A 21,507-nucleotide genomic window follows, 5' to 3' on the forward strand; every position below is an offset into this window, starting at 1 on the left:
TCGTGCTTTCCGGCGAATGCAGTTACTGACGGGTGCTGTGGGTGATGTTGGTGCAGGCTGGGCTGCACAACCCAGAGAACTCTAGCGCAAGCCTGAGAGAGTCATTTATTCAAGTACTCCAAGCTGATCCAGCCGGGGGTACCAACCAGCACCGTGGTTCTCAATCACGGAAATGTCCGAAGCACAGGTGCAATCAAATTGATAGGTCATGGTGCGTCCATGCTTCGAGGCGAATGACATGGTGTAACTCTGAGGCCGAATCCCTTGAATTGGCACCTGTCCGAGCGAGTAGTGCCTCAACGTTGAATAGCTTTCCTCGAATTGTTTGCCAAACATCTTGACCAACGCACCTTCGGTCACGCAGACATTGTTTTCATTGAGCCTGAAACGCAGGCTAACGGAGCCACCATTCGAGTATCCCCAGGCCACAGAATAATCTCCCCCAATAGGCTTTGCGTTCATTGGAGCGCTGCTGACATAGTTGTCGGGGAGACCTTTTATGAAGAAAAACTCCAGTCGATGCGTCTTTTCTTCCGAGGTATTGAGCGACATTTGCGGAAGGTATTTCAGCTGATAGCCGGTTTCGCGCTGAAACGGAACCGGCAATAGAGACTCGATTGAACGAATTTTCTGCATCGTGCTCAACAGTCCGGCGCCCTCCTCTATTGAACTCGGTGATGGCTTTACGCAAACTGCGGCAGCCCATGCATTTGACCCATTGAAGAGTGACGAAATGCATATGCAAACTGCAAATTTCAATGGGCCATTGCCTTTCAGAAATAGAGCCAAGTAAGAGCGAGTATTCATTGCCAGTGAAGCCATATCGTAAAAACTAGGGTTTACACCGCTGCGCCAGCACCGGGTTCACATAGTCCGGCTTCAGCGTCTTGGTCGGGTGCGACGCCGTCACATGCCCCATGAACGGCGGCATGATGTCGTAACCCAGCAGCGTCTGCACACGCGGCGACATCTCCCGCACCAACTCCGGAGGCACGCCCAGGAAAAAATTCTCCTGCGTGCGCGCCCAGGGCTCGCAGTATTGGTTGGAAAATGCCAGGCGCAGGGCACTGCTGTGGTTAGCCCCGCCCCGATGCAACAAGGTGCCCAGGAACACGATGCAGGCGCCCGCCGGCACCACCATGGGCTTCAACTGGCGCTCCAGCGCAGGCGGCGCCGCCGCATCAGCGTCATACCCGCCATCGGCACCATATGCGCCGACAATGTCCGCATCGCTCCAGCGGTGGCTGCCCGCAATCATTTCGGTGCCGCCGTTGTCTGCCGTGAACGCATCCACCGCCACGATCGTGCTGACGCTGATGGCCGGTCGCGGCCGCGGGATGGGGTAGAAGCTGTCGTCGTAATGCACCGGCTGCGGCGTCTCGCCCGGGCGTATGCAGATGGCCTGGCTGGCGGTCAGCAGGTAGCCAGGGCGCAGCAACACGTCCAACAAAGCCAGCACGCGCGCATCCTCGGCAATGTCCTCAAACACCTTGCCCCGTCCCACCAGTGTGTACACCCGCTCGGTCTGGTAGCCCTCGAAGTTGTTGCGGCCGGCGTGGGTGTGCAGGTAGGGGGCCAGGCCGGCGCGCACGTCGGCGATGGCTTTCGCTGATAAGAAATCGGAGATGACGGTATAGCCCTGGGCGTCCAGCTCAGCCAGGTGATGGGCGGTGCCGAAGGCGGTCTCAGCGCTCATGGTCTTGCAGGTCGAGGTTGGTAAGACGGCCAGTCTACGGCGAGCAAGCTGTCTCCGGTATTGGGGTTGGCACGCGTGCTTCTGCTGTTGATCAAGGAGGCGGAGGTGGCTTGGTCACGGCCGAAGAGACGGCCGAGTACTCGTGAGAGCTTCACGCGCAGAACACTTCGCCAACAAAGGAGCAGCGCGCCAGCGGGGAAATTGGTCAAGGGCCCCCTGTGAGCAGCCGAGGAGCGCAGAAGACGGCGGAAAAAGAAACGCACATGTTTGAGCCGAAGGCGAGTTTGTGCGTTTCCCGCCGGCTTCGAGCACCGCAGGGCAGTCCGCGCAGCGGACCTGCTCACCGGGGAAGGGCCAATTTCCACGCTGGCGCGCTGCGGAGCCACGTCAACGAGGAAACCAAACGCGCGTCACTCCACCCGCTGCACACCATTCGGCTTGAACCCCAGGTCCGCCGCCTTGCCCTTGCGCCCACGCGCCGCGCGGGCATTGTTCAGGCTGCGAATCTCCAGCGTCTCATCGCGCTCCTTGCCACCCCGGCCGACACCGGTGATGCGGATGCTGCGCGTGTAGGCGGCGGCACCGGCCAAGCTGTCCTTGGGCTCCAGGTCGATCAGCATCAAGCCACGGCCGCCATTGGCCATGGTCTTCAACTCGCTGATCTCGAACGTCAGGATGCGCCCCCCCACCGACGCACAGGCCACATGCGTGGCAGGCACCAAGGGCTGCACCAGCGGCACGCCGCCGGCCGGGTTTGGCACGCTGCCCACCGTGCCCGCCACGGGCGACGGGCGGCACAGCGTTTCGCCAGCAGCGGTGCTGACAAACGCCTTGCCCGCCTTCAGGCGCGACGTCATGTTCTCCACGCTGGCGATGAAGCCGTAGCCGCCGCTGCCGGCCAGCAGCAGCGTGGCGTTGGCCGGACCAGCGAAGTAATAGGCCAGTTGTGTGCCCGCTTCCAATTCCAGCATGGTGGTCACCGGTTGGCCGTCGCCGCGCGCGCCGGGCAACGTGGACACCGGCACCGAATACACCCGGCCGTTGTTGCCGAACACCAGCAGCGTGTCCACCGTGCGGCACTCAAACGTGCCGTACAGGCCGTCACCGGCCTTGAAGGCAAAGCCCGCCGCGTCATGCCCATGGCCGGTGCGCGCGCGCACCCAGCCCTTTTCGCTGACCACCACGGTGACCGGCTCGTCCACCACGCGCACCTCGACCACGGCGCGCTTTTCGGCCTGGATCAGCGTGCGGCGCTCGTCGGCAAACGTCTTCGCGTCGGCCTCGATTTCCTTCACCATCAAGCGGCGCAGCGCGGTGGCGCTGCCCAGGATTTCTTCCAGCTTCTTCTGTTCGTCGCGCAGGCCACTCAGCTCCTGCTCGATCTTGATGGCTTCCAGCCGCGCCAACTGGCGCAGGCGGATTTCCAGGATGTCTTCGGCCTGCCGGTCGGACAGCTTGAAGCGCGCGATCAGCGCCGGCTTGGGCTCGTCGCTGTGGCGGATGATCTTGATCACCTCGTCGATGTTCAGCAACACCAGCTGGCGGCCTTCCAGGATGTGGATGCGGTCCAGCACCTTGTCCAACCGGTGCTGCGAACGCCGCTGCAGCGTGGTCTGGCGGAAGGCGATCCACTCTTCCAACATCTGGCGCAGCGACTTCTGCGTCGGCCGGCCATCCAGCCCCACCATGGTCAGGTTGATGGGCGACGAGCTCTCCAGGCTGGTGTGGGCCAGCAGCGTGGTGATCAGTTCGCTTTGTTCGATGCGGCTGGTCTTGGGCTCGAACAGCAGGCGCACCGGCGCGTCCTTGCTGGATTCGTCGCGCACGCCATCCAGCACGGCCAGCACGCTGGCCTTCAGCTGCACCTGCTCCTGCGTCAGCGCCTTCTTGCCGGTCTTGACCTTGGGGTTGGTCAGCTCTTCGATCTCTTCCAGCACGCGCTGGGTGCTGACGCCGGGCGGCAGTTCGGTCACCACCAGTTGCCACTGGCCACGCGCCAGCTCTTCAATTTTCCAGCGTGCGCGCACCTTCAGCGAGCCGCGGCCGGTGCGGTAGGCATCGGCAATGTCACTGGCGGCACTGATGATCTGGCCGCCGCCGGGATAGTCGGGGCCGGGCACCAGCGCCAACAGCTCGTCGTCGCTCAGCTTCGGGGTCTTGATCAGCGCCACGCAGGCGTCGGCGATCTCACGCAGGTTGTGGCTGGGGATCTCGGTGGCCAGGCCGACGGCAATGCCGCTGGCGCCATTGAGCAGCGTGAACGGCAGGCGCGCCGGCAGTTGGCGCGGCTCGTTGGTGGAGCCATCGTAGTTGGGGACAAAGTCCACCGTGCCTTCGTCGATCTCGTCCAGCAGCAGGCTGGTGATCTTGGCCAGCCGCGCCTCGGTGTAACGCATGGCGGCGGCGCCGTCACCGTCGCGCGAGCCGAAATTGCCCTGGCCGTCGATCAGCGGGTAGCGCTGCGAGAAATCCTGCGCCATGCGCACCATGGCGTCGTAGGCGGCCTGGTCGCTGTGCGGGTGGAACTTGCCCAGCACATCGCCCACCACGCGGGCCGACTTGACCGGCTTGGCGCCGGTGTTGCCATTGGGCCCACCAAAGCCCAGGCCCATGCGGGCCATGGCGTACAGGATGCGCCGCTGCACCGGCTTTTGGCCATCACACACATCGGGCAGTGCGCGGCCCTTGACCACGCTGAGCGCGTACTCCAGGTAGGCGCGCTGGGCGTAGCTGGCCAGCGACTCGTCGCCGTCGGCGGGGGGCTGGTTGAAATCCAGTGTGGGTTGCTCACTCATGGAACGAAAACAGCAATCTGAAAAAAAGAAAAATAAATCAGTCCGACGCCAGCTTGTTGAAGCGTGGCTCTTCGATCGCGGCGCCCGCCGGCGGCAGGTTGCCGCGGTTGATGGCGCCGCCCAGCAGGTTGCGCCGCTGTTCCAGCACCGCCGCCGGTGGCTTCAGCAGGCTGTAGAGCTGCAGCACGGTGGCCACGTAATTCTGCGTCTCGCGGTAATTGGGGATGCGGTTGCCGGCGCGCTGCACGGCGCCTTCACCCGCGTTGTAGGCGGCCAACGCCAGGTCCAGCTTGCCGGCGAACAGCTTGATCAAATCGCGCAGGTAACGGGTGCCGGTGGCGATGTTGGTGCCGGGGTCGACCAGCTTTTTTTCCACGCTGGACTTTTTCTCGTCGCGCACGCCGTAGCGGCGCGCGGTGTCGGGCATCACCTGCATCAGGCCCACCGCGCCCTTGGGCGACACGGCGGCGGCGTCGAAGCCGGATTCGGTGGCAATCAGCGCCTGCAGCAGCTCATAGTCCACGTTCTGGCTGCGCGCGGCCTCGCGCATGTGGTACTTGACCGCCTTGTAATTGGGCGACACCTCGAAGAAGGCCAGCAACCGCGGCGCCATGGTGGGCACGCTGACCGGCCGTGGCGTGGGCTGGCCAGGCAACAGGCCCTTGGCGCCGTCGGTGTTGCGGAAGAAAATTTCGTAACGCTCGTCTACCCGCTCGGCGGCGAAGTGCGCGATGCCCTTGTCGTCGATGTAGCCCCAGACGTCGGCGCGCGCGGGCGCAGCGGCGCCCAGCAACAGCGCCAACACCGGAGCCCACAAGACGCGCGCCCACTGCATCAAATGTCCACCTCCACGGCGTCGCCATGCAGCTCCATCAGCTCGCGGCGGGCGGCGGCCTCGCCCTTGCCCATCAGCTTGGTGATCAGGCCCTCGGTCTGCGCGAAATCCATGTTGCCCAACTGCACCGGCATCAGGCGGCGGGTGTCGGGGTTCAGCGTGGTGTCCCACAGGTGTTCGGCGTTCATCTCGCCCAGGCCCTTGAAGCGGCTGATGCTCCAGGCGCCTTCGCGCACGCCTTCCTTGCGCAGCTTGTCCAGGATGGCTGTCAACTCGCCCTCGTCCAGCGCATAGGCCTTGGAGGCCGGCTTCTTGCCGCGTGCCGGCGCGTCGACGCGGAACAACGGTGGCCGCGCCACATACACATGGCCGGTCTCGATCAGCTTGGGGAAATGGCGGAAGAACAGCGTCAACAGCAGCACCTGGATGTGCGAGCCGTCGACGTCGGCGTCGGACAGGATGCAGACCTTGCCGTAGCGCAAGCCGCTCATGTCCGGCGTGTCGTTGGGGCCGTGCGGGTCCACGCCGATGGCCACCGCGATGTCGTGCACTTCGGTGTTGGCAAACAGCCGGTCACGCTCCACCTCCCAGGTGTTCAGCACCTTGCCGCGCAGCGGCAATATCGCCTGGCATTCCTTGTCGCGGCCCATCTTGGCGCTGCCACCGGCCGAGTCGCCCTCGACCAGGAACACCTCGTTGTGTTCCAGGTCGCGGCTTTCGCAATCGGTCAGCTTCCCCGGCAGCACAGCCACGCCGGAGCCCTTGCGCTTTTCCACTTTCTGGCCGGCGCGCTGGCGCGTCTGCGCCGCCTTGATGGCCAGCTCGGCCAGCTTCTTGCCGTATTCCACGTGCTGGTTCAGCCACAGCTCCAGTGTCGGGCGCACGAAGCTGGAGACCAGGCGCACGGCGTCGCGTGAATTGAGCCGCTCCTTGATCTGGCCTTGGAACTGCGGGTCCAGCACCTTGGCCGACAGCACGTAGGAGACGCGGGCAAACACGTCATCCGGCAGCAGCTTGACGCCCTTGGGCAGCAGCGAGTGCAGGTCGATGAAGCTCTTGACGGCGGTGAACAGGCCGTCGCGCAGGCCGGCCTCATGGGTGCCACCGGCCGTGGTGGGAATCAGGTTGACATAGCTTTCGCGCACCGGCTGGCCTTCTTCGGTGAAGGCCACGCTCCATTCGGCGCCCTCGCCCTCGGCGAAGCTGTCGCTTTGGGCGTCGGCGTAGCCGCTGCCGTCGAACAGCGGGATCACCGGGTCTGCCGTCAGGGACTGGCTCAGGTAATCGCGCAGGCCGCCCTTGTACAGCCAGCTGGCGCTTTCCTTGGTCTTTTCCACCACCAGCGTCACCGTCACGCCGGGCATCAGCACCGCCTTGCTGCGCAGCAGGTGGGCCAGCTCGTTCATCGGCAGGGCGGCGCTTTCGAAATACTTGGCGTCGGGCCACACACGCACGGTGGAGCCGGTCTTGCGATCGCCCTCGGCCTGCTTGCGGGTCTGCAGCTTCTCCACCACATCACCACCCGAAAACGCCATGCGCGCCACGGTGGCCTCGCGGTGGCTGGTGACTTCCAGCCGCTTGGACAGCGCATTGGTGACGCTGACGCCGACGCCGTGCAGGCCGCCGGAGAAGCTGTAGGCACCGCCCTTGCCCTTGTCGAACTTGCCACCGGCATGCAAGCGGGTATAGACCAGCTCGATCACCGGCGCTTTTTCTTCCGGGTGCATGCCAAAGGGGATGCCCCGGCCGTCGTCCTCCACGCTGACCGAGCCGTCAGCATGCAGCAGGACCTTGATCTTTTTGCCAAAGCCCGCCAACGCCTCGTCGGCGGCGTTGTCCAGCACTTCCTGGATGATGTGCAAGGGGTTGTCGGTGCGGGTGTACATGCCCGGGCGCTGCTTGACGGGCTCCAGGCCCTTCAGCACCCGTATGGAGCCTTCGGAATATTCACTCGGTGGTTTGACTGACATGGGGCTGGATTGTAGTGGGGGTGGCGACAGGATACTGTATATATAAACATATCACCCAGAATCCAGGCTCGCAGCCGTGGGCTCGCCGGCCGCCACGGCAGCCGCAGCGACAATTCGGTACATTTGGGGCCATGACCCTCGCAAACAACCCTCACAAACCCTTGTCCATGGTCCAGGTTCTGGTCTGCGGGGCCGCCATTGTGACGCTTTCCATGGGCATACGCCACGGTTTCGGCCTGTGGCTGCAGCCCATCACGCAGGCCCAGGGTTGGACGCGCGAGACCTTTTCCTTTGCACTGGCGATCCAGAACCTGGCCTGGGGCTTCACCGGCATCTTCGCCGGCATGCTGGCGGACCGCTTCGGCGCCTTCCGGGTCATCGTGGCGGGCGCGCTGTTATATGGGCTGGGCCTATTGGGCATGGCGCATTCGCCCACGCCGCTGCTGTTCATGCTGACCACCGGCATCACTATCGGCGTAGCCCAGGCGGGCACTACCTACGCCGTCATCTACGGCGTGATCGGCCGCAACGTGCCGATGGAGAAGCGCTCCTGGGCCATGGGCATCGCAGCGGCGGCGGGTTCCTTCGGCCAGTTCCTGATGCTGCCCACCGAGGGCCTGCTGATCAGCAAGCTGGGCTGGCAGCAGGCGCTGGAGACGCTGGGCCTGTTTGCGCTGCTGATCGCGCCGCTGGCCTTTGGCCTGCGCGAGCCGGCGCTGAACAGCGGCACCACGGCGCCGCGTCAGCAAAGCATTTTTCACGCGCTGCGCGAGGCCTTCACCTATCCCAGCTTCCAGCTGTTGATGGCGGGCTACTTCGTCTGCGGGTTCCAGGTGGTGTTCATCGGCGTGCACATGCCCAGCTACCTGCGCGACCATGGCCTGTCCACCCAGGTGGCCAGCAATGCGCTGGCGCTGATCGGGCTGTTCAACGTGTTTGGCACCTACACCGCCGGCACGCTGGGCCAGAGGATGCCCAAAAAGAACATCCTGGCCTTCATCTACCTGGCGCGAACGGTGGTGATTTCGCTGTTCCTGCTGGCGCCGCTGACGCCCACCAGCGTCTACATCTTCTCCGCCACCATGGGTTTGCTGTGGCTGTCGACGGTGCCGCCCACCAACGCGGCGCTGGCGCAGATCTTCGGCGTCGCCCATTTGTCCATGCTGAGCGGCTTCGTGTTCTTCAGCCACCAGCTGGGCTCGTTCATGGGCGTGTGGCTGGGCGGCTTCCTGTACGACCGCACCGGCAGTTACGACGTGGTGTGGTACATCGCCATCGCGCTGGGTGTGCTGGCCGCCCTGGTCAACCTGCCGGTGAAAGAGGCGCCCATCGCCCGCCAGCCGGCCAGCGCCTGATGGAAAAAAGGTGAAGCACACCCGCAAACTGCTGGCCTGGGCCGGCGCCGCACTGGCGCTGCTGGCGGCGTTCGCACTGTATTCGCGGCCGGATTTTCTGGTGATGCTGGCCGACCAGGTGTGGGCCTGCTTTTGAGCGCGGACGGCACGGCAGCTGCAGTGAGCGGCGGGCCGCACGGCAGCGGCGCCCCATCGGACTGGGTGCGCCGCTGGTCGCACCTGGCCGAGCCCGCTGCCACCGTGCTGGACGTGGCCTGCGGCCAAGGCCGCCACATGGCCTGGTTTGCCGCCCGTGGCCATGCGGTGTGCGGTGTGGACCGCTCGGCCGAAGCGCTGGCCAGCGCCCGCGCCCACGGCGAGGTGGTGCTGGCCGACATTGAAAACGATCCCTGGCCGCTGCTGACAGCCGCGGGCCAACCACGGCAGTTCGGCGCGCTGGTGGTCACCAATTACCTGTGGCGCGCCTTGTTTCCCACGCTGCTGGCCAGCCTGGCCCCGGGTGGCGTGCTGATCTACGAGACCTTTGCCGACGGCAACGAAACCGTGGGCAAACCCTCGCGGCCGGACTTCCTGCTGCAGCCCGGTGAACTATTGAGGGTGTGCCAAGGTCTGAGGGTGGTAGCCTATGAGGAGGGCTTCCTGGGCGAGCCCGAGCGTTTCGTGCAGCGCATCGCCGCGCTGGCACCGTCTTTACCGGACGGACAAGCAGCCGCCCGGAAGCGCCACCCGCTCTAGTTAAAATGCCCGTTTACCGAAATTGCGCCCGCAGTCCATGACATCACCCTTTCGCCCCATCACCGGCAGCATTGTTGCGCTCGTTACCCCGATGCTGGCCGATGGCTCCGTGGACTACCCCGCCTTGCGCAAGCTGATCGACTGGCACATCGCCGAGGGCACCGATTGCATAGGCGTGGTGGGCACCACCGGCGAATCGCCGACGGTGGATGTGGAAGAACATTGCGAGATCATCCGCGTGTCGGTGGAGCAGGCCAAGGGCCGCGTGCCCATCATGGCCGGCTGCGGCGGCAACTCCACCGCCGAGGCCGTCGCGCTGGCCAAATTCGCCAAGGACGTGGGGGCCGACTGCCAGTTGCAGGTGGTGCCTTACTACAACAAGCCCACGCAAGAGGGCCAATACCTGCACTTCAAGGCCATCGCCGAGGCGGTGGACCTGCCCATGGTGCTGTACAACGTGCCCGGCCGTTCGGTGGCCGACATGCAGCACGAAACCGTGATGCGCCTGGCGACGGTGCCCGGCATCGTCGGCATCAAGGAAGCCACTGGCAACATCGAACGCGCGCAGTGGCTGATCAAGGAGGCCCCCAAGGGCTTTGCTGTTTATTCCGGCGACGACGGCACTGCCGTGGCGCTGATGCTGTGCGGCGGCCAGGGCAATGTCAGCGTCACCGCCAACGTGGCGCCGCGCCTGATGCACGAGCTGTGCGTGGCGGCCGTGGCCGGCGACACCCGCAAGGCCATGGAGATCCAGTTCAGGCTGCTGCCATTGCACAAGGCGCTGTTCGTCGAGGCCAACCCCATTCCCATCAAGTGGGCGGTGGCCCAGCTGGGCCTGTGCGGCGACCACCTGCGCCTGCCGATGACGCCGCTGACCCCCACTCACCACGCCGCTGTGCGTGCCGCATTGCAGGCCGCCGGCCTGCTGTGACCGGCCCTAGACCGAACCGCTTTTTTTCCAAAGGAAAACCGAGAGTGAACCATCCCGTAAAACTGTCGCTGCTCGCGCTGGCCGTCTCGCTGAGCGCCTGCTCCTCGATGGACAGCGACAACAAAGTGGACTACAAGGGCGCCGCCAAAGCCCCCACCCTCGTGGTTCCTCCCGACTTGACGCAGCTCTCGCGCGACACCCGCTACTCGACCGCTGGCGGCAGCGTCAGTGCCTCCAGTTTCCAGGGCGCTCAGCAAACGCAAACCGCCGCGGCCGCCCCCACCGCGATCAACAGCCTGGGCGATGTGCGCGTGGAGCGTTCCGCTGGCCAGCGCTGGCTGGTGGTGAACCGGCCGGTCGACCAGCTGTGGGGCCCTGTGGGCGACTTCTGGCGCGAAAGCGGCTTCACGCTGGCTACCCAACAGGCCGAGCTCGGCATCATGGAAACCGACTGGGCGGAAAACCGCGCCAAGCTGCCGTCCGACTTCATCCGCAACACGGTGGGCAAGCTGTTTGATTCGCTGTATTCCACCGGTGAGCGCGACAAGTACCGCACCCGGCTGGAGCGCAATGCCGCCGGCGGCACCGACATCTTCATCACGCACCGCGGCATGGCCGAGGTCTACTCCGGCCCCCAAAAGGACGCCCAGACCGCCTGGCAGGCCCGCCCGGCTGACCCGGAGCTGGAAGCCGAGTTCCTGAGCCGCCTGCTGATCAAGCTGGGCGCGCCCAAGGACCAGGCCCGCACGCTGGTGGCCTCGCCCACGGCTCCGCAAGGCGCTGCATTGCCGGGCGCCAAGCCCAACGCGCAGATCCTCACCCAGGGTGGCCAGCAGGTGGTGCAGGTGACCGAGGGCTTTGACCGCGCCTGGCGCCGTGTTGGCCTGGCACTGGACCGCACCGGCTTCACCGTGGAAGACCGCGACCGCAGCCAGGGCACCTACTTCGTGCGGTATGTGGAACCGTCGTCGGCGCGCTCCGAACCGGGCTTCTTCGCCAAGCTGTTCGGCTCGGAAAACAGCAGCGCACCCACCAAGTACCGCGTGGTGGTGCGCAGCCAGGGCGAATCCACCACCGTCTCGGTGCTCAACGACAAGGGCCAGCCGGACAGCTCGGCCAACGCCCAGCGCATCGTCAAGGTGATTGCCGACGAGCTGAAGTAAGCCTGTCCCAAGGCCAGGCACCGGTGCTGCGCTTTCGCAACCTGGGCAGCGGCAGCACCGGCAACGCCACGCTGGTGGAAGGCGGCAGCGGCGCGCACACCACGCGCCTGCTGATCGACTGCGGGCTGACTTTGAAAGAGCTGGACCTGCGCCTGGCGCGCTGCGGCCTGCTCGTCAGCCAGATCGACGCCATCTTCGTCACCCATGAGCATGGCGACCACATCGGCAGCGCGCGCGCGCTGGCGCGGCGCCAGCGCAAACCCGTGTGGATGAGCCTGGGCACCTACGCCGGCATCGGAGAACCCGCCATGGACGGCCTGTTGCGAACCGCCCAGGACGGCGAGCGCATCGACCTGGGCGAGCTGCAGGTCACCCCCTTCACCGTGCCGCATGACGCGCGCGAGCCGCTGCAACTGAGCTGCACCGATGGCGAGCGCAAACTGGGCGTGCTGACCGACCTGGGACACGCCACCAGCCACGTGCTGGAACACCTGGCCGCCTGCCACGCGCTGATGCTGGAGTTCAACCACGACCCCGGCATGCTGGCGCGTTCGCGCTACCCGGACTCGCTGAAGCGCCGCGTGGGCGGCCGCCACGGCCATCTGTCCAACCCGCAAGCCAGCGAGATACTGCGCGCGGTGGCGCACGACGGATTGACCAACGTGGTAGCGGCCCATCTGAGCCTGCAAAACAACCTGCCGCAGCTGGCGCGCCAGGCCATCGACGAGGCGCTGGGCCTGCTGTGGTCGCCCACTGTCACCGTGGCTGATGCGGTGCTGGGCACCGACTGGCTGGAGGTGTGAGCCCCCTTTTCCCACAACGCATTCGCCCATGAAAAAAGCCACCCGAGGGTGGCTTTTTCATCAGAACGAACTGTCCAGGAATTACTTCTTGGGAGCAGCTGCGTCCTTGGCGGCGTCCACAGCCTTCTTGGCGGCGTCAGCAGCGTTGCCAGCAGCGGCAGAAGCGTCAGCAGCGGCAGCCACGGCGGCGCCAGCAGCGGAGGCGGCGGCGGCGGGAGCAGATGCGTCAGCAGCGGGGGCCGGTGCGGGAGCGGGAGCCGGAGCAGCCACAGGAGCGGGAGCGGGGGCAGGTGCCTCTTCCTTCTTGCCACATGCAGCCAGAGCGGCGGCAGCAATTACGGCTGCCAAAACGAGAGTTTTGTTCATTTGAAGTTACCTGATAAGTTGAAAACAATTTCCGGAAATTGCCATCACGGCAAGCCGCAATGACCAAGCAAGACGACTCGAGCTCATATTGCTTAGCCTTGAATTATAAGAGGAATTTAGGAAAGCCCGGATAAACCCTGGTTTGTAAAGCTACTCTAAAGCCCCAAAACTGTTGCAGGAAAGCTCGGAGAGCTGTTGCGCAGGCGCTCGTCCAGCTCCTCGCGCAGCAGCAGCCGGCGCTCCGGCTCCGACCCACAGATGCAGCCGCTGTGCTGCAACTCCAGCCGGCGCATCACCCAGTGCGGGCTCCAGATGGCGCTGGGAAAGTCCAGCGGGTCCTCCGCCGGGCAGGCGCGGCATTCGATGATGTGGCTCCAGGTGCGTCGCCAGGTGACGAAGCGGGCATGGCGACGTATCAGCTCGTCATAGCGGGTGGCCAGCAAGGTGAACTTGCGCCCGCTGCGCGACCAGGCTTGCAGCGACTCGGCCACGGCCCGCTCGCCCAGGGGCCAATCGGCGAATGTTGCGTCGCACAAGATGATTTCCATCCACCCCTGCTCCGCCGCCACGGCCAGGGTGTTGCGCACCAGGTCATGAAAGGCCGCCAAGCCGTTCACCCGCCCCTGGGGCAGTGTCGGTGCCGGGGCGGCGTCGCCCTGGGGGTTGTTGGGTTCATTCGACATGCAACCACCCCGCCTCCACCCAGCTGGCCAACAGGTCCAAGGCATCGCCGCTGGCGCCGGCCAGTTGGCGTGGCGTCAAGGCCCGCTGGTCGGCCAGACGGCGCATCAGCCGGGCGTCGCGGCCGCCGGCGCGGTAGCTGTCACCGTTGATGAAGACATGCTTGTCGTCGTACATCATGCGGCTGCGCCGGTCCAGCTGCAGCGTGGCGGTGGCGGGCCATTCGCTCTCATCCCCGGCGCTCTCAAACCACACGTTGGGCTTGGGCTCGGTCAGGTACTCGCCCAGCGCGCGCTGCAGGGCCAGCGGCGCCTTCAGCGCCCGCGCCAACGCCTGGGCGGCGAAGTCCTGCAAGCCGGGGGGAATGGCGCCGGGGGCAGCCACAGCGGGTTGGCTGGGATCGCGGAACAGAGCGCCTTCGGCGCCCTCCTCTTCCTCGTCCATCAGCCGTTGCAGCAGTTCGCGCGCCAACTCGCCCTGGCGCGGAGCACGAAAGCCCACCGAGTAAGTCATGCACTCGCCCACGGCCACCCCGTCATGCGCGTAGCGCGGCGGCAGGTACAGCATGTCACCGGGCTCCAGCACAAACTCCTGCTCGGGCTCAAAACGGGACAGGATTTTCAGCGGCACGTCCGGCTGCAGGCTGAGGTCGGCCTGTTGGCTGATACGCCAGCGCCTGCGGCCCTGCGCTTGCAGCAGGAACACGTCGTAGCTGTCGAAATGCGGACCGACGCCACCGCCGTCACTGGCGTAGCTGATCATCAGGTCGTCCAGCCGCGCCCTGGGCACAAAGGCAAAGCGCTGCAGCAGCGCGTGCACCGCATCGTCCTGCAAGTCCATGCCCTGCAGCAGCAGCGTCCAGCCCGGCGTCTTCAGCGCCGGCAGCGCGCGGCGCTCGAACGGACCGCTGCGCATGCGCCAGCCGGCACCGGCCCGGCCGGCCTTGCCTGGCTTGTCCTTGGCGGCCAATTGCTGCACCAGGCGCGACTCCACGCCGTCCTGGCCAGCCAGCGCAAACAGCTGGTCGCGCGCCAGCAGCGGCTGCATGCCCGGCACCGCCTGGCGCACCAAAAGCGGCTTCTTCTGCCAATGACGCTGCATGAACTGGCTGGGGCTCAAGCCCCCCAGCAGCGCCAGTGGTTGATTCACATCCATGTTAGGGTCGACTGTCCATTTTGAAAACGCCATTGTCCACCCAAGGACATGGTCAAGCTGCGACAATTCGCCGCATGGAAATTACGGAACAATGTGTGGTCGCGCTGACCTGGACGCTGAAAGACACGCTGGGCGAGGTGCTGGACGTGCTGGACGAACCGGTGGAATTTCTGGTGGGCGGCGACGACCTGCTGAAAAAAATCGAGGACATGCTGCAAGGCCATGCGGTCGGTGACACGTTGGACGTGCAGCTGGAGCCCGAGCAAGCCTTTGGCGACTTCAACGACCAACTGATCTTTCTGGAGCCGCGCCAGCTGTTCCCGCAGGACCTGCAAGAGGGCCTGACCTTTGAGGGCACCTCGCTGCCCGCCGGCTGCAACCCCGACGCCCCGCGCGACGCGCTGTACACGGTGACCGACATCTACCCCGACCACGTGGTGATAGACGGCAACCACCCGCTGGCCGGCATCGCGCTGCGCCTGCACCTGAAGGTGGAAGCGGTGCGCGAAGCCACAGAGGACGAAATTGGCCGCGGCTCGGCCGGCACCGGGTTCTTCAAGGTGCAAGCGTTGCACACGCAGGCACCGGGCAGCGGCTCGCTGCACTGACGCGCACGCCTCTCCTTTTTTTGCCGCCGGGCCGCCCCAAGGCAAAAAGCGGCCCCCTCGGGGGGCAGCGAGGACACGCAGTGCCGAGCGTGGGGGCCATTACTCCAAACGGCGCGCGATCTCCGCCACCAACTGGCGTGCCAGCGCCAGCTTGGGTGCGCGGGGCACCTCCTGGCTGCCCTGGGCGTCCACCAGCAGCAGCGCGTTGTCGTCCTGGCCGAAAGTGGCCGGGCCGATGTTGCCCACCAGCAGCGGCACGTCCTTGCGCACCCGCTTGGCCTGGGCATTGGCCAACAGGTCCTGGCTCTCGGCCGCAAAGCCGACGCAATACAGCTGACCGGCGCGCGCCCTGTCGGACCGCGCCACGGTGGCCAGGATGTCGGGGTTCTCAACGAAACGCAGTTCGGGCACCACGCCCGAGCCGTCCTTCTTGATCTTGTGCTCGGCCGACTCAGCGGGCCGCCAGTCTGCCACCGCTGCGGCAGCCACGAAAACGTCGGCCTGAGGGGCCTGCGCACTGACGGCCCCCAGCATGTCACGGCCTGAACGCACGTCCACGCGCTGCACACCGCGCGGTGTGGCCAGCGCCACGGGCCCAGCCACCAGCGTGACCCTGGCACCGGCCTCGTGCGCGGCGCGCGCAATGGCAAAACCCATCTTGCCGCTCGAAAGGTTCGTGATGCCGCGCACCGGGTCTATCGCCTCGTAAGTCGGCCCGGCGCTGATCAGCACCCGCTTACCCTTGAGCGGCTTGGGCTGGCAAAACGCGATCACGTCCAGCAGCAGCTCGGCCGGCTCCAGCATGCGGCCGTCCCCCGTTTCGCCGCAGGCCTGGAAGCCGCTACCCACGCCCAGAATGTGGGCGCCGTCGGCATCGAGCTGCAGCATGTTGCGCTGGGTGGCGGGGTGCGACCACATCTCGCGGTTCATGGCCGGGGCAATCAGCAGCGGCACGCTGTCGCGCGGGCGCGCCAGGCACATCAGGCTCAGCAGGTCGTCAGCGCGGCCATGCAGCAGCTTGGCCATGAAGTCGGCACTGCAGGGCGCGATCAGCATCAGGTCGGCCTCGCGGCTGAGGTTGATGTGCGACATGTTGTTGGGTTCGCGCGCGTCCCACTGTGAGCCATACACCGTGCGGTTGCTCAGCGCCTGCATCGTGACCTGCGTGATGAACTGCTCAGCGGCTTCGGTCATCACCACCTGCACGGTGGCGCCCTCCTTGATCAAGCCCCGGCACAGCTCCGCCGCCTTGTAGCAGGCAATGCCACCGGTGAGCCCCAGGACGATGTGTTTTCCAGCCAAGTCGTTCATGCGCGCCAATGTAGCAGAGGCTGTGTTTTCTCGCCGTGATGTTGACTTAGACGTTGGCTGTTGGCGTTAGCGCCGCTCTTTGGTTATCGAGGAAACGTTGGCGCGCCAACACTACCTCACCCTCCTGCGAGGTATACACCAACGCCGATGCGGTCCCCTGAGACGTTCGAGCGCCAAGAAGCGCTGGGTGTGCGGCGCGGCAGCGGGTGATTGGCGGAAGGGTCCCCTGTGTGAAGCCGAGGAGCGCAGGAGACAGCGGATCAAGAATCGCGCATGTCTGAGCCGAAGGCGAGTTTGCGCGATTCCCGCTGGCTCTGAGCACCGCAGGGGAGTCCGCGCAGCGGACCTTCACACCGGGGAAGGAGCCATTCAGCCGCTGCCGCGCCGCACACCCAGCGCGGAACCACGCAAAAAGACGAAAAAACACCCAAGCGTATAATCTCGCTTTACCACCTTACGAACCAACGGGTTCGCCTCTGACATGACCAAATTTGTCTTCGTCACCGGCGGTGTGGTGTCCTCCCTTGGCAAGGGAATCGCCTCAGCCTCCTTAGCTGCGATTTTGGAATCGCGGGGCCTCAAAGTCACCCTCATCAAGCTCGACCCGTACCTCAACGTGGATCCGGGCACCATGTCGCCCTTCCAGCACGGTGAGGTGTTTGTCACCGACGATGGTGCCGAGACCGACCTTGATCTGGGCCACTACGAGCGCTTCGTGGAAACACGCATGCGCAAGGCCAACAACTTCACCACCGGCCAGATCTACAAGAGCGTGCTCGAAAAAGAGCGCCGTGGCGACTACCTGGGCAAGACGGTGCAGGTGATCCCGCACGTCACCAACGAAATCCAGGATTTCATCAAGCGCGGCGCCGGCTACGGCACCCCCGAGGCGGTGGACGTGGCCATTGTGGAAGTGGGCGGCACCGTGGGCGACATCGAATCGCTGCCCTTCCTGGAAGCCGTGCGCCAGATGAGCCTGAAGCTGGGCCCCAACAACAGCGCCTTCGTGCATCTGAGCTACGTGCCCTGGATCGCCGCCGCCGGCGAGCTGAAGACCAAGCCGACCCAGCACACCGCCAAGCAGTTGCGCGAGATCGGCATCCAGGCCGACGCGTTGCTGTGCCGCGCCGACAGGCCCATTCCCAACGACGAGCGCGAGAAGATTTCGCTGTTCTCCAACGTGCCGACCTGGGGTGTGATCTCCATGTGGGACGTGGACACCATCTACAAGGTGCCGCGCATGCTGCATGAACAGGGCCTGGACGGCCTGATCTGCGACAAGCTGCGCCTGAACACGCCACCGGCCAACCTGAAGCGCTGGGACGACCTGGTGTACGAGACCGAACACCCGCAGGCCGAGGTCAACATCGCCATGGTGGGCAAATACGTGGACCTGAGCGACAGCTACAAGTCGCTCAACGAGGCGCTGCGCCACGCTGGCATGAAGAACCATGCGCGGGTGAAGATCGAGTACATCGATTCCGAATTCATCACGCCCGAAAACATCCCCCAACTGGCCCGCTTCGACGCTGTGCTGGTGCCCGGTGGCTTCGGCAAGCGCGGCACCGAGGGCAAGATCGCCGCCGCCCGCTTCGCCCGCGAGAACAAGGTGCCCTACCTGGGCATCTGCCTGGGCATGCAGGTGGCCACCATCGAATTCGCGCGCAACGTGGCCAAGCTGGACAAGGCCAACAGCACCGAGTTCGAACCCAACACGCCGCACCCGGTGATCGCACTGATCACCGAGTGGAAGGACGCAGACGGCAGCATCCAGCGCCGCAATGAGAACTCCGACCTCGGCGGCACCATGCGCCTGGGCGCGCAGAGCTCCGACGTGGCCGACAACACGCTGGCGCACAAGATCTACGGCGACGTGGTGACCGAGCGGCATCGCCACCGCTATGAAGCCAACGTCAACTACCTGGACAAGCTGCGCGATGCCGGCCTGGTGATCTCGGCGCTGACGCAGCGCGAGCAGTTGACCGAGATCGTCGAGCTGCCGCAAAACGTGCACCCCTGGTTCGTGGGCGTGCAGTTCCACCCCGAATTCAAGTCCACGCCGTGGAACGGCCATCCGCTGTTCAACGCCTTCATCAAGGCCGCGCTGGACCACCAGGCGGCTGGCAAGAACCTCAAAGTGGTGGCATGAGCGGGCTGGGGCCTTATCATCGCGAGCATTGCGCAGCCCTGCTGCAGCCCGGTTTCCATTGAAAATCAGAGCAGAAAGAAAAAGATGAGTGCAATCGTTGACATCGTAGGCCGTGAAATCCTGGATTCGCGCGGCAACCCCACCGTGGAATGCGACGTGCTGCTGGAATCCGGCACCATGGGCCGCGCCGCCGTGCCGTCGGGCGCCTCCACCGGCTCGCGCGAGGCCATCGAGCTGCGCGACGGCGACAAGGGCCGCTACCTGGGCAAGGGCGTGCTGAAGGCGGTGGAATTCATCAACACCGAAATTTCCGAAGCCGTGCTGGGGCTGGATGCGTCTGAGCAGGCCTTCCTGGACCGCACGCTGATCGACCTCGACGGCACCGAAAACAAGTCCCGACTGGGCGCCAACGCCATGCTGGCGGTGTCCATGGCGGTGGCGCGCGCGGCGGCCGAAGAATCCGGCCTGCCGCTGTACCGCTATTTCGGCGGCATGGGCGGCATGCAGATGCCGGTGCCGATGATGAACGTGGTCAACGGTGGTGCGCATGCCAACAACAACCTGGACCTGCAGGAGTTCATGATCATCCCGGTGGGCGCGCCCAGCTTCCGCGAAGCCGTGCGCTACGGCGCGGAGGTGTTCCACGCGCTGAAGGCCATCCTGCACGACAAGGGCATGAGCATCGCTGTCGGCGACGAGGGTGGCTTTGCCCCCAACGTGCCCAGCCATGAGGCGGCCATCCAGCTGATCCTGGAAGCCATTGACAAGGCCGGCTACACCGCGGGCGAGCAGATCGCACTGGGCCTGGACTGCGCGGCCAGCGAGTTCTACAAGGACGGCAAGTACCACCTGGAAGGCGAAGGCCTGACGCTGACCAGCGAAGAGTGGACCAACATCCTGGCCACCTGGGTCGACAAATACCCCATCATCAGCATCGAGGACGGCATGGCCGAGAACGATTGGGATGGCTGGAAGATCCTGACCGACAAACTGGGCAAGAAAGTGCAGATCGTCGGCGACGACCTGTTCGTCACCAACACCAAGATCTTCAAGGAAGGCATTGACAAGGGCATTGCCAACTCCATCCTGATCAAGATCAACCAGATCGGTACGCTGACCGAGACCTTCGCCGCCATCGAGATGGCCAAACGCGCCGGCTACACCGCCGTCATCAGCCACCGCTCGGGGGAGACCGAAGACTCCACCATCGCCGACATCGCCGTCGGCACCAACGCCGGCCAGATCAAGACCGGTTCGTTGAGCCGTTCGGACCGCATCGCCAAGTACAACCAGCTGTTGCGCATCGAAGAAGACCTGGGTGACATTGCGACCTACCCTGGCCGCGCGGCGTTTTACAACCTGAAATAGTCAAATGGCCCCCACGGTCGCCCATTGCATGTGGCTCCCTGCCCCCCGGGGGGGCCGCATTTCGCCTTGGGGCGGCCCGGCGGCGAAACAGCCTTCACACACCTGAGCATGGCCAGCCGCCTCGTCTCGCTTGCGCTGATCGCCTTGCTGGTGATGTTGCATGCGCAGCTCTGGTTTGGCCGGGGCAGCGTCTCCAGCGTGGCGCACATGAGCGAGCAAAGGGACGCGCAGCTGAGAAAGAACGCCCAGGCCCAGCTGGCCAATGACCGGCTGGTGGCCGAGGTGCGCGACCTGCAGGAGGGCCTGGAAATGGTGGAGGAAAAAGCCCGCCAGGAGCTGGGCATGGTCAAGGCCAACGAAATCTACGTGCAGATCGCCAAGTAGGCCCACTCATGTCGCAGTTGCTGGACAGTCCCCTGTGGGCCTGGGTGTTTGCCACCGCCTTCACACTCTGGAACTCACCCACCACCTGGCTGGAGGTCATCGCCTTCGTGCTGGCGCTGGCCATGGTGGGCTGCAACATGCGCGAAATCCACTGGGGCTGGCCGCTGGCCGCCATCAGCTCGGTGATGTACGCCGCGCTGTTCGCGCGCAGCAAACTGTATGGCGACGCCGGGCTGAACGTGTTTTTCGCCATCGTGGCGGGCTGGGGCTGGGCCCAGTGGCTGCGCGGGCACCGGGCCGACGGCTCACAGCTGCACATTGCACGCCTGAGCCGCGCCGGGCTGCGCAATGCCGTGCTGGCCTGCCTGGCGCTGTGGCCGCTGACCGGGCTGTTCCTGAAACACTTCACCGACACCGACGTGCCTTGGTGGGACGCCTTTCCCACCGCGCTCAGCCTGGTGGGCCAGTTCCTGCTGGGCCGAAAATTCATCGAGAACTGGGCCGTGTGGCTGGCGGTGAACGTGGTTGGCGTCAGCCTGTACGCCTACAAGGGCCTGTGGCTGACCGTGATCCTGTACACCCTGTTCGCCCTGCTCAGCGTGGCCGGCTGGCGCAGCTGGACGCGCCGCCTCGCAGTGCAGCCGGCCTGAAGCTGCCATGAGAATCGCCATCCTGGGCGCGGAGAGCACCGGCAAGTCCTGCCTGGCGCAGGAACTGGCCGCGCACTACAGGGGGTTGGGGCAGCGGGTACATGTGGCAGACGAGGTGCTACGGGGCTGGTGCATCGCCCAAGGGCGCACACCCCGTCCCGACGAGCAGCGTGCCATCGCCGAAGCACAAGCCCGGCTGGCTGATGAGGCCAGCAGCGCCGCCGTGGTGATTGCCGACACCACACCGCTGATGACCGCCGTCTACAGCGACATGCTGTTTGCTGATCGCAGCCTGTACCCCTTCGCGCTGGCGCATCAGCGCAGCTATGACCTGACGCTGCTGACCGCGCTGGACCTGCCCTGGGTGGCCGACGGCCTGCAACGCGACGGCGCGCATGTGCGCGAACCAGTGGATGCGCTGGTGCGCGCGGCGCTGGCCAGTGCCGGCCTGGCCTTTCAGCGGGTGCAGGGGGTGGGGCCGCAGCGCCTGGCCTGTGCGCTGGCGCATGTCCAGGCACATACCCCAATCAGCACCCAGGTGCGTGGCTGAGC

At 65.2% G+C, this 21,507-nt stretch carries 20 protein-coding genes; 12 read left to right on the top strand and 8 right to left on the bottom strand.

Annotated elements, in window-relative coordinates; all coding sequences use genetic code 11:
- Positions 1-105: 105 nt before the first annotated feature.
- From AC1DX2_RS11345 to AC1DX2_RS11365, 5 genes are all read right to left on the bottom strand, one after another.
- Positions 106-645, bottom strand: a complete 540-nt coding sequence (locus AC1DX2_RS11345) for a hypothetical protein (RefSeq protein WP_477196447.1) — start codon at positions 643-645, stop codon at positions 106-108.
- A gap of 187 nt (positions 646-832) precedes the next feature.
- Positions 833-1,696, bottom strand: coding sequence for a phytanoyl-CoA dioxygenase family protein (locus AC1DX2_RS11350; RefSeq protein WP_477196448.1), 864 nt, complete (start codon positions 1,694-1,696; stop codon positions 833-835).
- Positions 1,697-2,106: 410 nt separating this feature from the next.
- Entirely contained in the window at positions 2,107-4,491 is a 2,385-nt protein-coding gene (gene parC, locus AC1DX2_RS11355; protein ID WP_477196449.1) for a DNA topoisomerase IV subunit A, read from the bottom strand.
- Between the two features lie 37 nt (positions 4,492-4,528).
- Positions 4,529-5,326, bottom strand: coding sequence for a lytic transglycosylase domain-containing protein (locus AC1DX2_RS11360; protein WP_477196450.1), 798 nt, complete (start codon positions 5,324-5,326; stop codon positions 4,529-4,531).
- Positions 5,326-7,296 carry a DNA topoisomerase IV subunit B gene (locus tag AC1DX2_RS11365; RefSeq protein WP_477196451.1) on the bottom strand — a complete coding sequence of 657 codons (1,971 nt, stop codon included), beginning with the start codon at positions 7,294-7,296 and terminating at the stop codon, positions 5,326-5,328. Before AC1DX2_RS11365 ends, AC1DX2_RS11360 begins: the two co-directional genes overlap by 1 nt.
- Before the next feature lie 131 nt (positions 7,297-7,427).
- Between AC1DX2_RS11365 and AC1DX2_RS11370 the strand changes: the two genes are divergently transcribed.
- Genes AC1DX2_RS11370 through AC1DX2_RS11395 form a run of 6 tightly spaced genes read left to right on the top strand, consistent with a single transcriptional unit; the run spans position 7,428 to position 12,283 of the window.
- Positions 7,428-8,651 carry an MFS transporter gene (locus AC1DX2_RS11370; RefSeq protein ID WP_477196452.1) on the top strand — a complete coding sequence of 408 codons (1,224 nt, stop codon included), beginning with the start codon at positions 7,428-7,430 and terminating at the stop codon, positions 8,649-8,651.
- Positions 8,652-8,661: 10 nt separating this feature from the next.
- Entirely contained in the window at positions 8,662-8,787 is a 126-nt protein-coding gene (locus AC1DX2_RS11375; protein WP_477196453.1) for a hypothetical protein, read from the top strand.
- Positions 8,772-9,386, top strand: coding sequence for a class I SAM-dependent methyltransferase (locus AC1DX2_RS11380; RefSeq protein WP_477196454.1), 615 nt, complete (start codon positions 8,772-8,774; stop codon positions 9,384-9,386). Before AC1DX2_RS11375 ends, AC1DX2_RS11380 begins: the two co-directional genes overlap by 16 nt.
- Positions 9,387-9,423: 37 nt before the next feature.
- Entirely contained in the window at positions 9,424-10,317 is an 894-nt protein-coding gene (dapA, locus tag AC1DX2_RS11385; protein WP_477196455.1) for a 4-hydroxy-tetrahydrodipicolinate synthase, read from the top strand.
- A 44-nt stretch (positions 10,318-10,361) separates the two neighbouring features.
- The gene (gene bamC, locus AC1DX2_RS11390; RefSeq protein WP_477196456.1) at positions 10,362-11,480 is read left to right on the top strand and encodes an outer membrane protein assembly factor BamC; all 1,119 of its coding nucleotides are present in this window, start codon (positions 10,362-10,364) and stop codon (positions 11,478-11,480) included.
- 23 nt (positions 11,481-11,503) lie between these two features.
- On the top strand, positions 11,504-12,283 hold the full coding sequence (locus AC1DX2_RS11395; RefSeq protein ID WP_477196457.1) for an MBL fold metallo-hydrolase: 780 nt from the start codon (positions 11,504-11,506) through the stop codon (positions 12,281-12,283).
- A gap of 521 nt (positions 12,284-12,804) precedes the next feature.
- Here the strand turns inward: AC1DX2_RS11395 and AC1DX2_RS11400 are convergent.
- A complete protein-coding gene (locus tag AC1DX2_RS11400; protein ID WP_477196458.1) occupies positions 12,805-13,332 on the bottom strand; it encodes a hypothetical protein in 528 nt (175 codons plus the stop codon).
- On the bottom strand, positions 13,322-14,485 hold the full coding sequence (locus AC1DX2_RS11405) for a JmjC domain-containing protein (protein WP_477196459.1): 1,164 nt from the start codon (positions 14,483-14,485) through the stop codon (positions 13,322-13,324). The genes AC1DX2_RS11400 and AC1DX2_RS11405 overlap by 11 nt, the downstream gene beginning before the upstream one ends.
- 74 nt (positions 14,486-14,559) lie before the next feature.
- Here AC1DX2_RS11405 and AC1DX2_RS11410 point away from each other — a divergent pair, with 74 nt between their 5' ends.
- Complete coding sequence (locus AC1DX2_RS11410; protein WP_477196460.1) at positions 14,560-15,093, top strand: FKBP-type peptidyl-prolyl cis-trans isomerase; 534 nt, start codon at positions 14,560-14,562, stop codon at positions 15,091-15,093.
- 99 nt (positions 15,094-15,192) lie between these two features.
- Here the strand turns inward: AC1DX2_RS11410 and coaBC are convergent, their stop codons facing one another.
- Complete coding sequence (coaBC, locus tag AC1DX2_RS11415) at positions 15,193-16,404, bottom strand: bifunctional phosphopantothenoylcysteine decarboxylase/phosphopantothenate--cysteine ligase CoaBC (RefSeq protein WP_477196461.1); 1,212 nt, start codon at positions 16,402-16,404, stop codon at positions 15,193-15,195.
- A gap of 481 nt (positions 16,405-16,885) precedes the next feature.
- Between coaBC and AC1DX2_RS11420 the strand changes: the two genes are divergently transcribed.
- The 5 genes from AC1DX2_RS11420 to AC1DX2_RS11440 all read left to right on the top strand — a co-directional run bounded on the left by AC1DX2_RS11420 (position 16,886) and on the right by AC1DX2_RS11440 (position 21,505).
- A complete protein-coding gene (locus tag AC1DX2_RS11420) occupies positions 16,886-18,553 on the top strand; it encodes a CTP synthase (protein ID WP_477196462.1) in 1,668 nt (555 codons plus the stop codon).
- Positions 18,554-18,637: 84 nt separating this feature from the next.
- Positions 18,638-19,921 carry a phosphopyruvate hydratase gene (gene eno, locus AC1DX2_RS11425; protein WP_477196463.1) on the top strand — a complete coding sequence of 428 codons (1,284 nt, stop codon included), beginning with the start codon at positions 18,638-18,640 and terminating at the stop codon, positions 19,919-19,921.
- A gap of 108 nt (positions 19,922-20,029) precedes the next feature.
- Complete coding sequence (locus AC1DX2_RS11430) at positions 20,030-20,305, top strand: septum formation initiator family protein (protein WP_477196464.1); 276 nt, start codon at positions 20,030-20,032, stop codon at positions 20,303-20,305.
- An 8-nt stretch (positions 20,306-20,313) separates the two neighbouring features.
- Complete coding sequence (gene pnuC, locus AC1DX2_RS11435; protein WP_477196465.1) at positions 20,314-20,955, top strand: nicotinamide riboside transporter PnuC; 642 nt, start codon at positions 20,314-20,316, stop codon at positions 20,953-20,955.
- 7 nt (positions 20,956-20,962) lie between these two features.
- Positions 20,963-21,505, top strand: a complete 543-nt coding sequence (locus AC1DX2_RS11440) for an AAA family ATPase (RefSeq protein ID WP_477196466.1) — start codon at positions 20,963-20,965, stop codon at positions 21,503-21,505.
- Positions 21,506-21,507: the final 2 nt, after the last annotated feature.

It is taken from the genome of Hylemonella sp. P2_B10 (assembly GCF_056404875.1).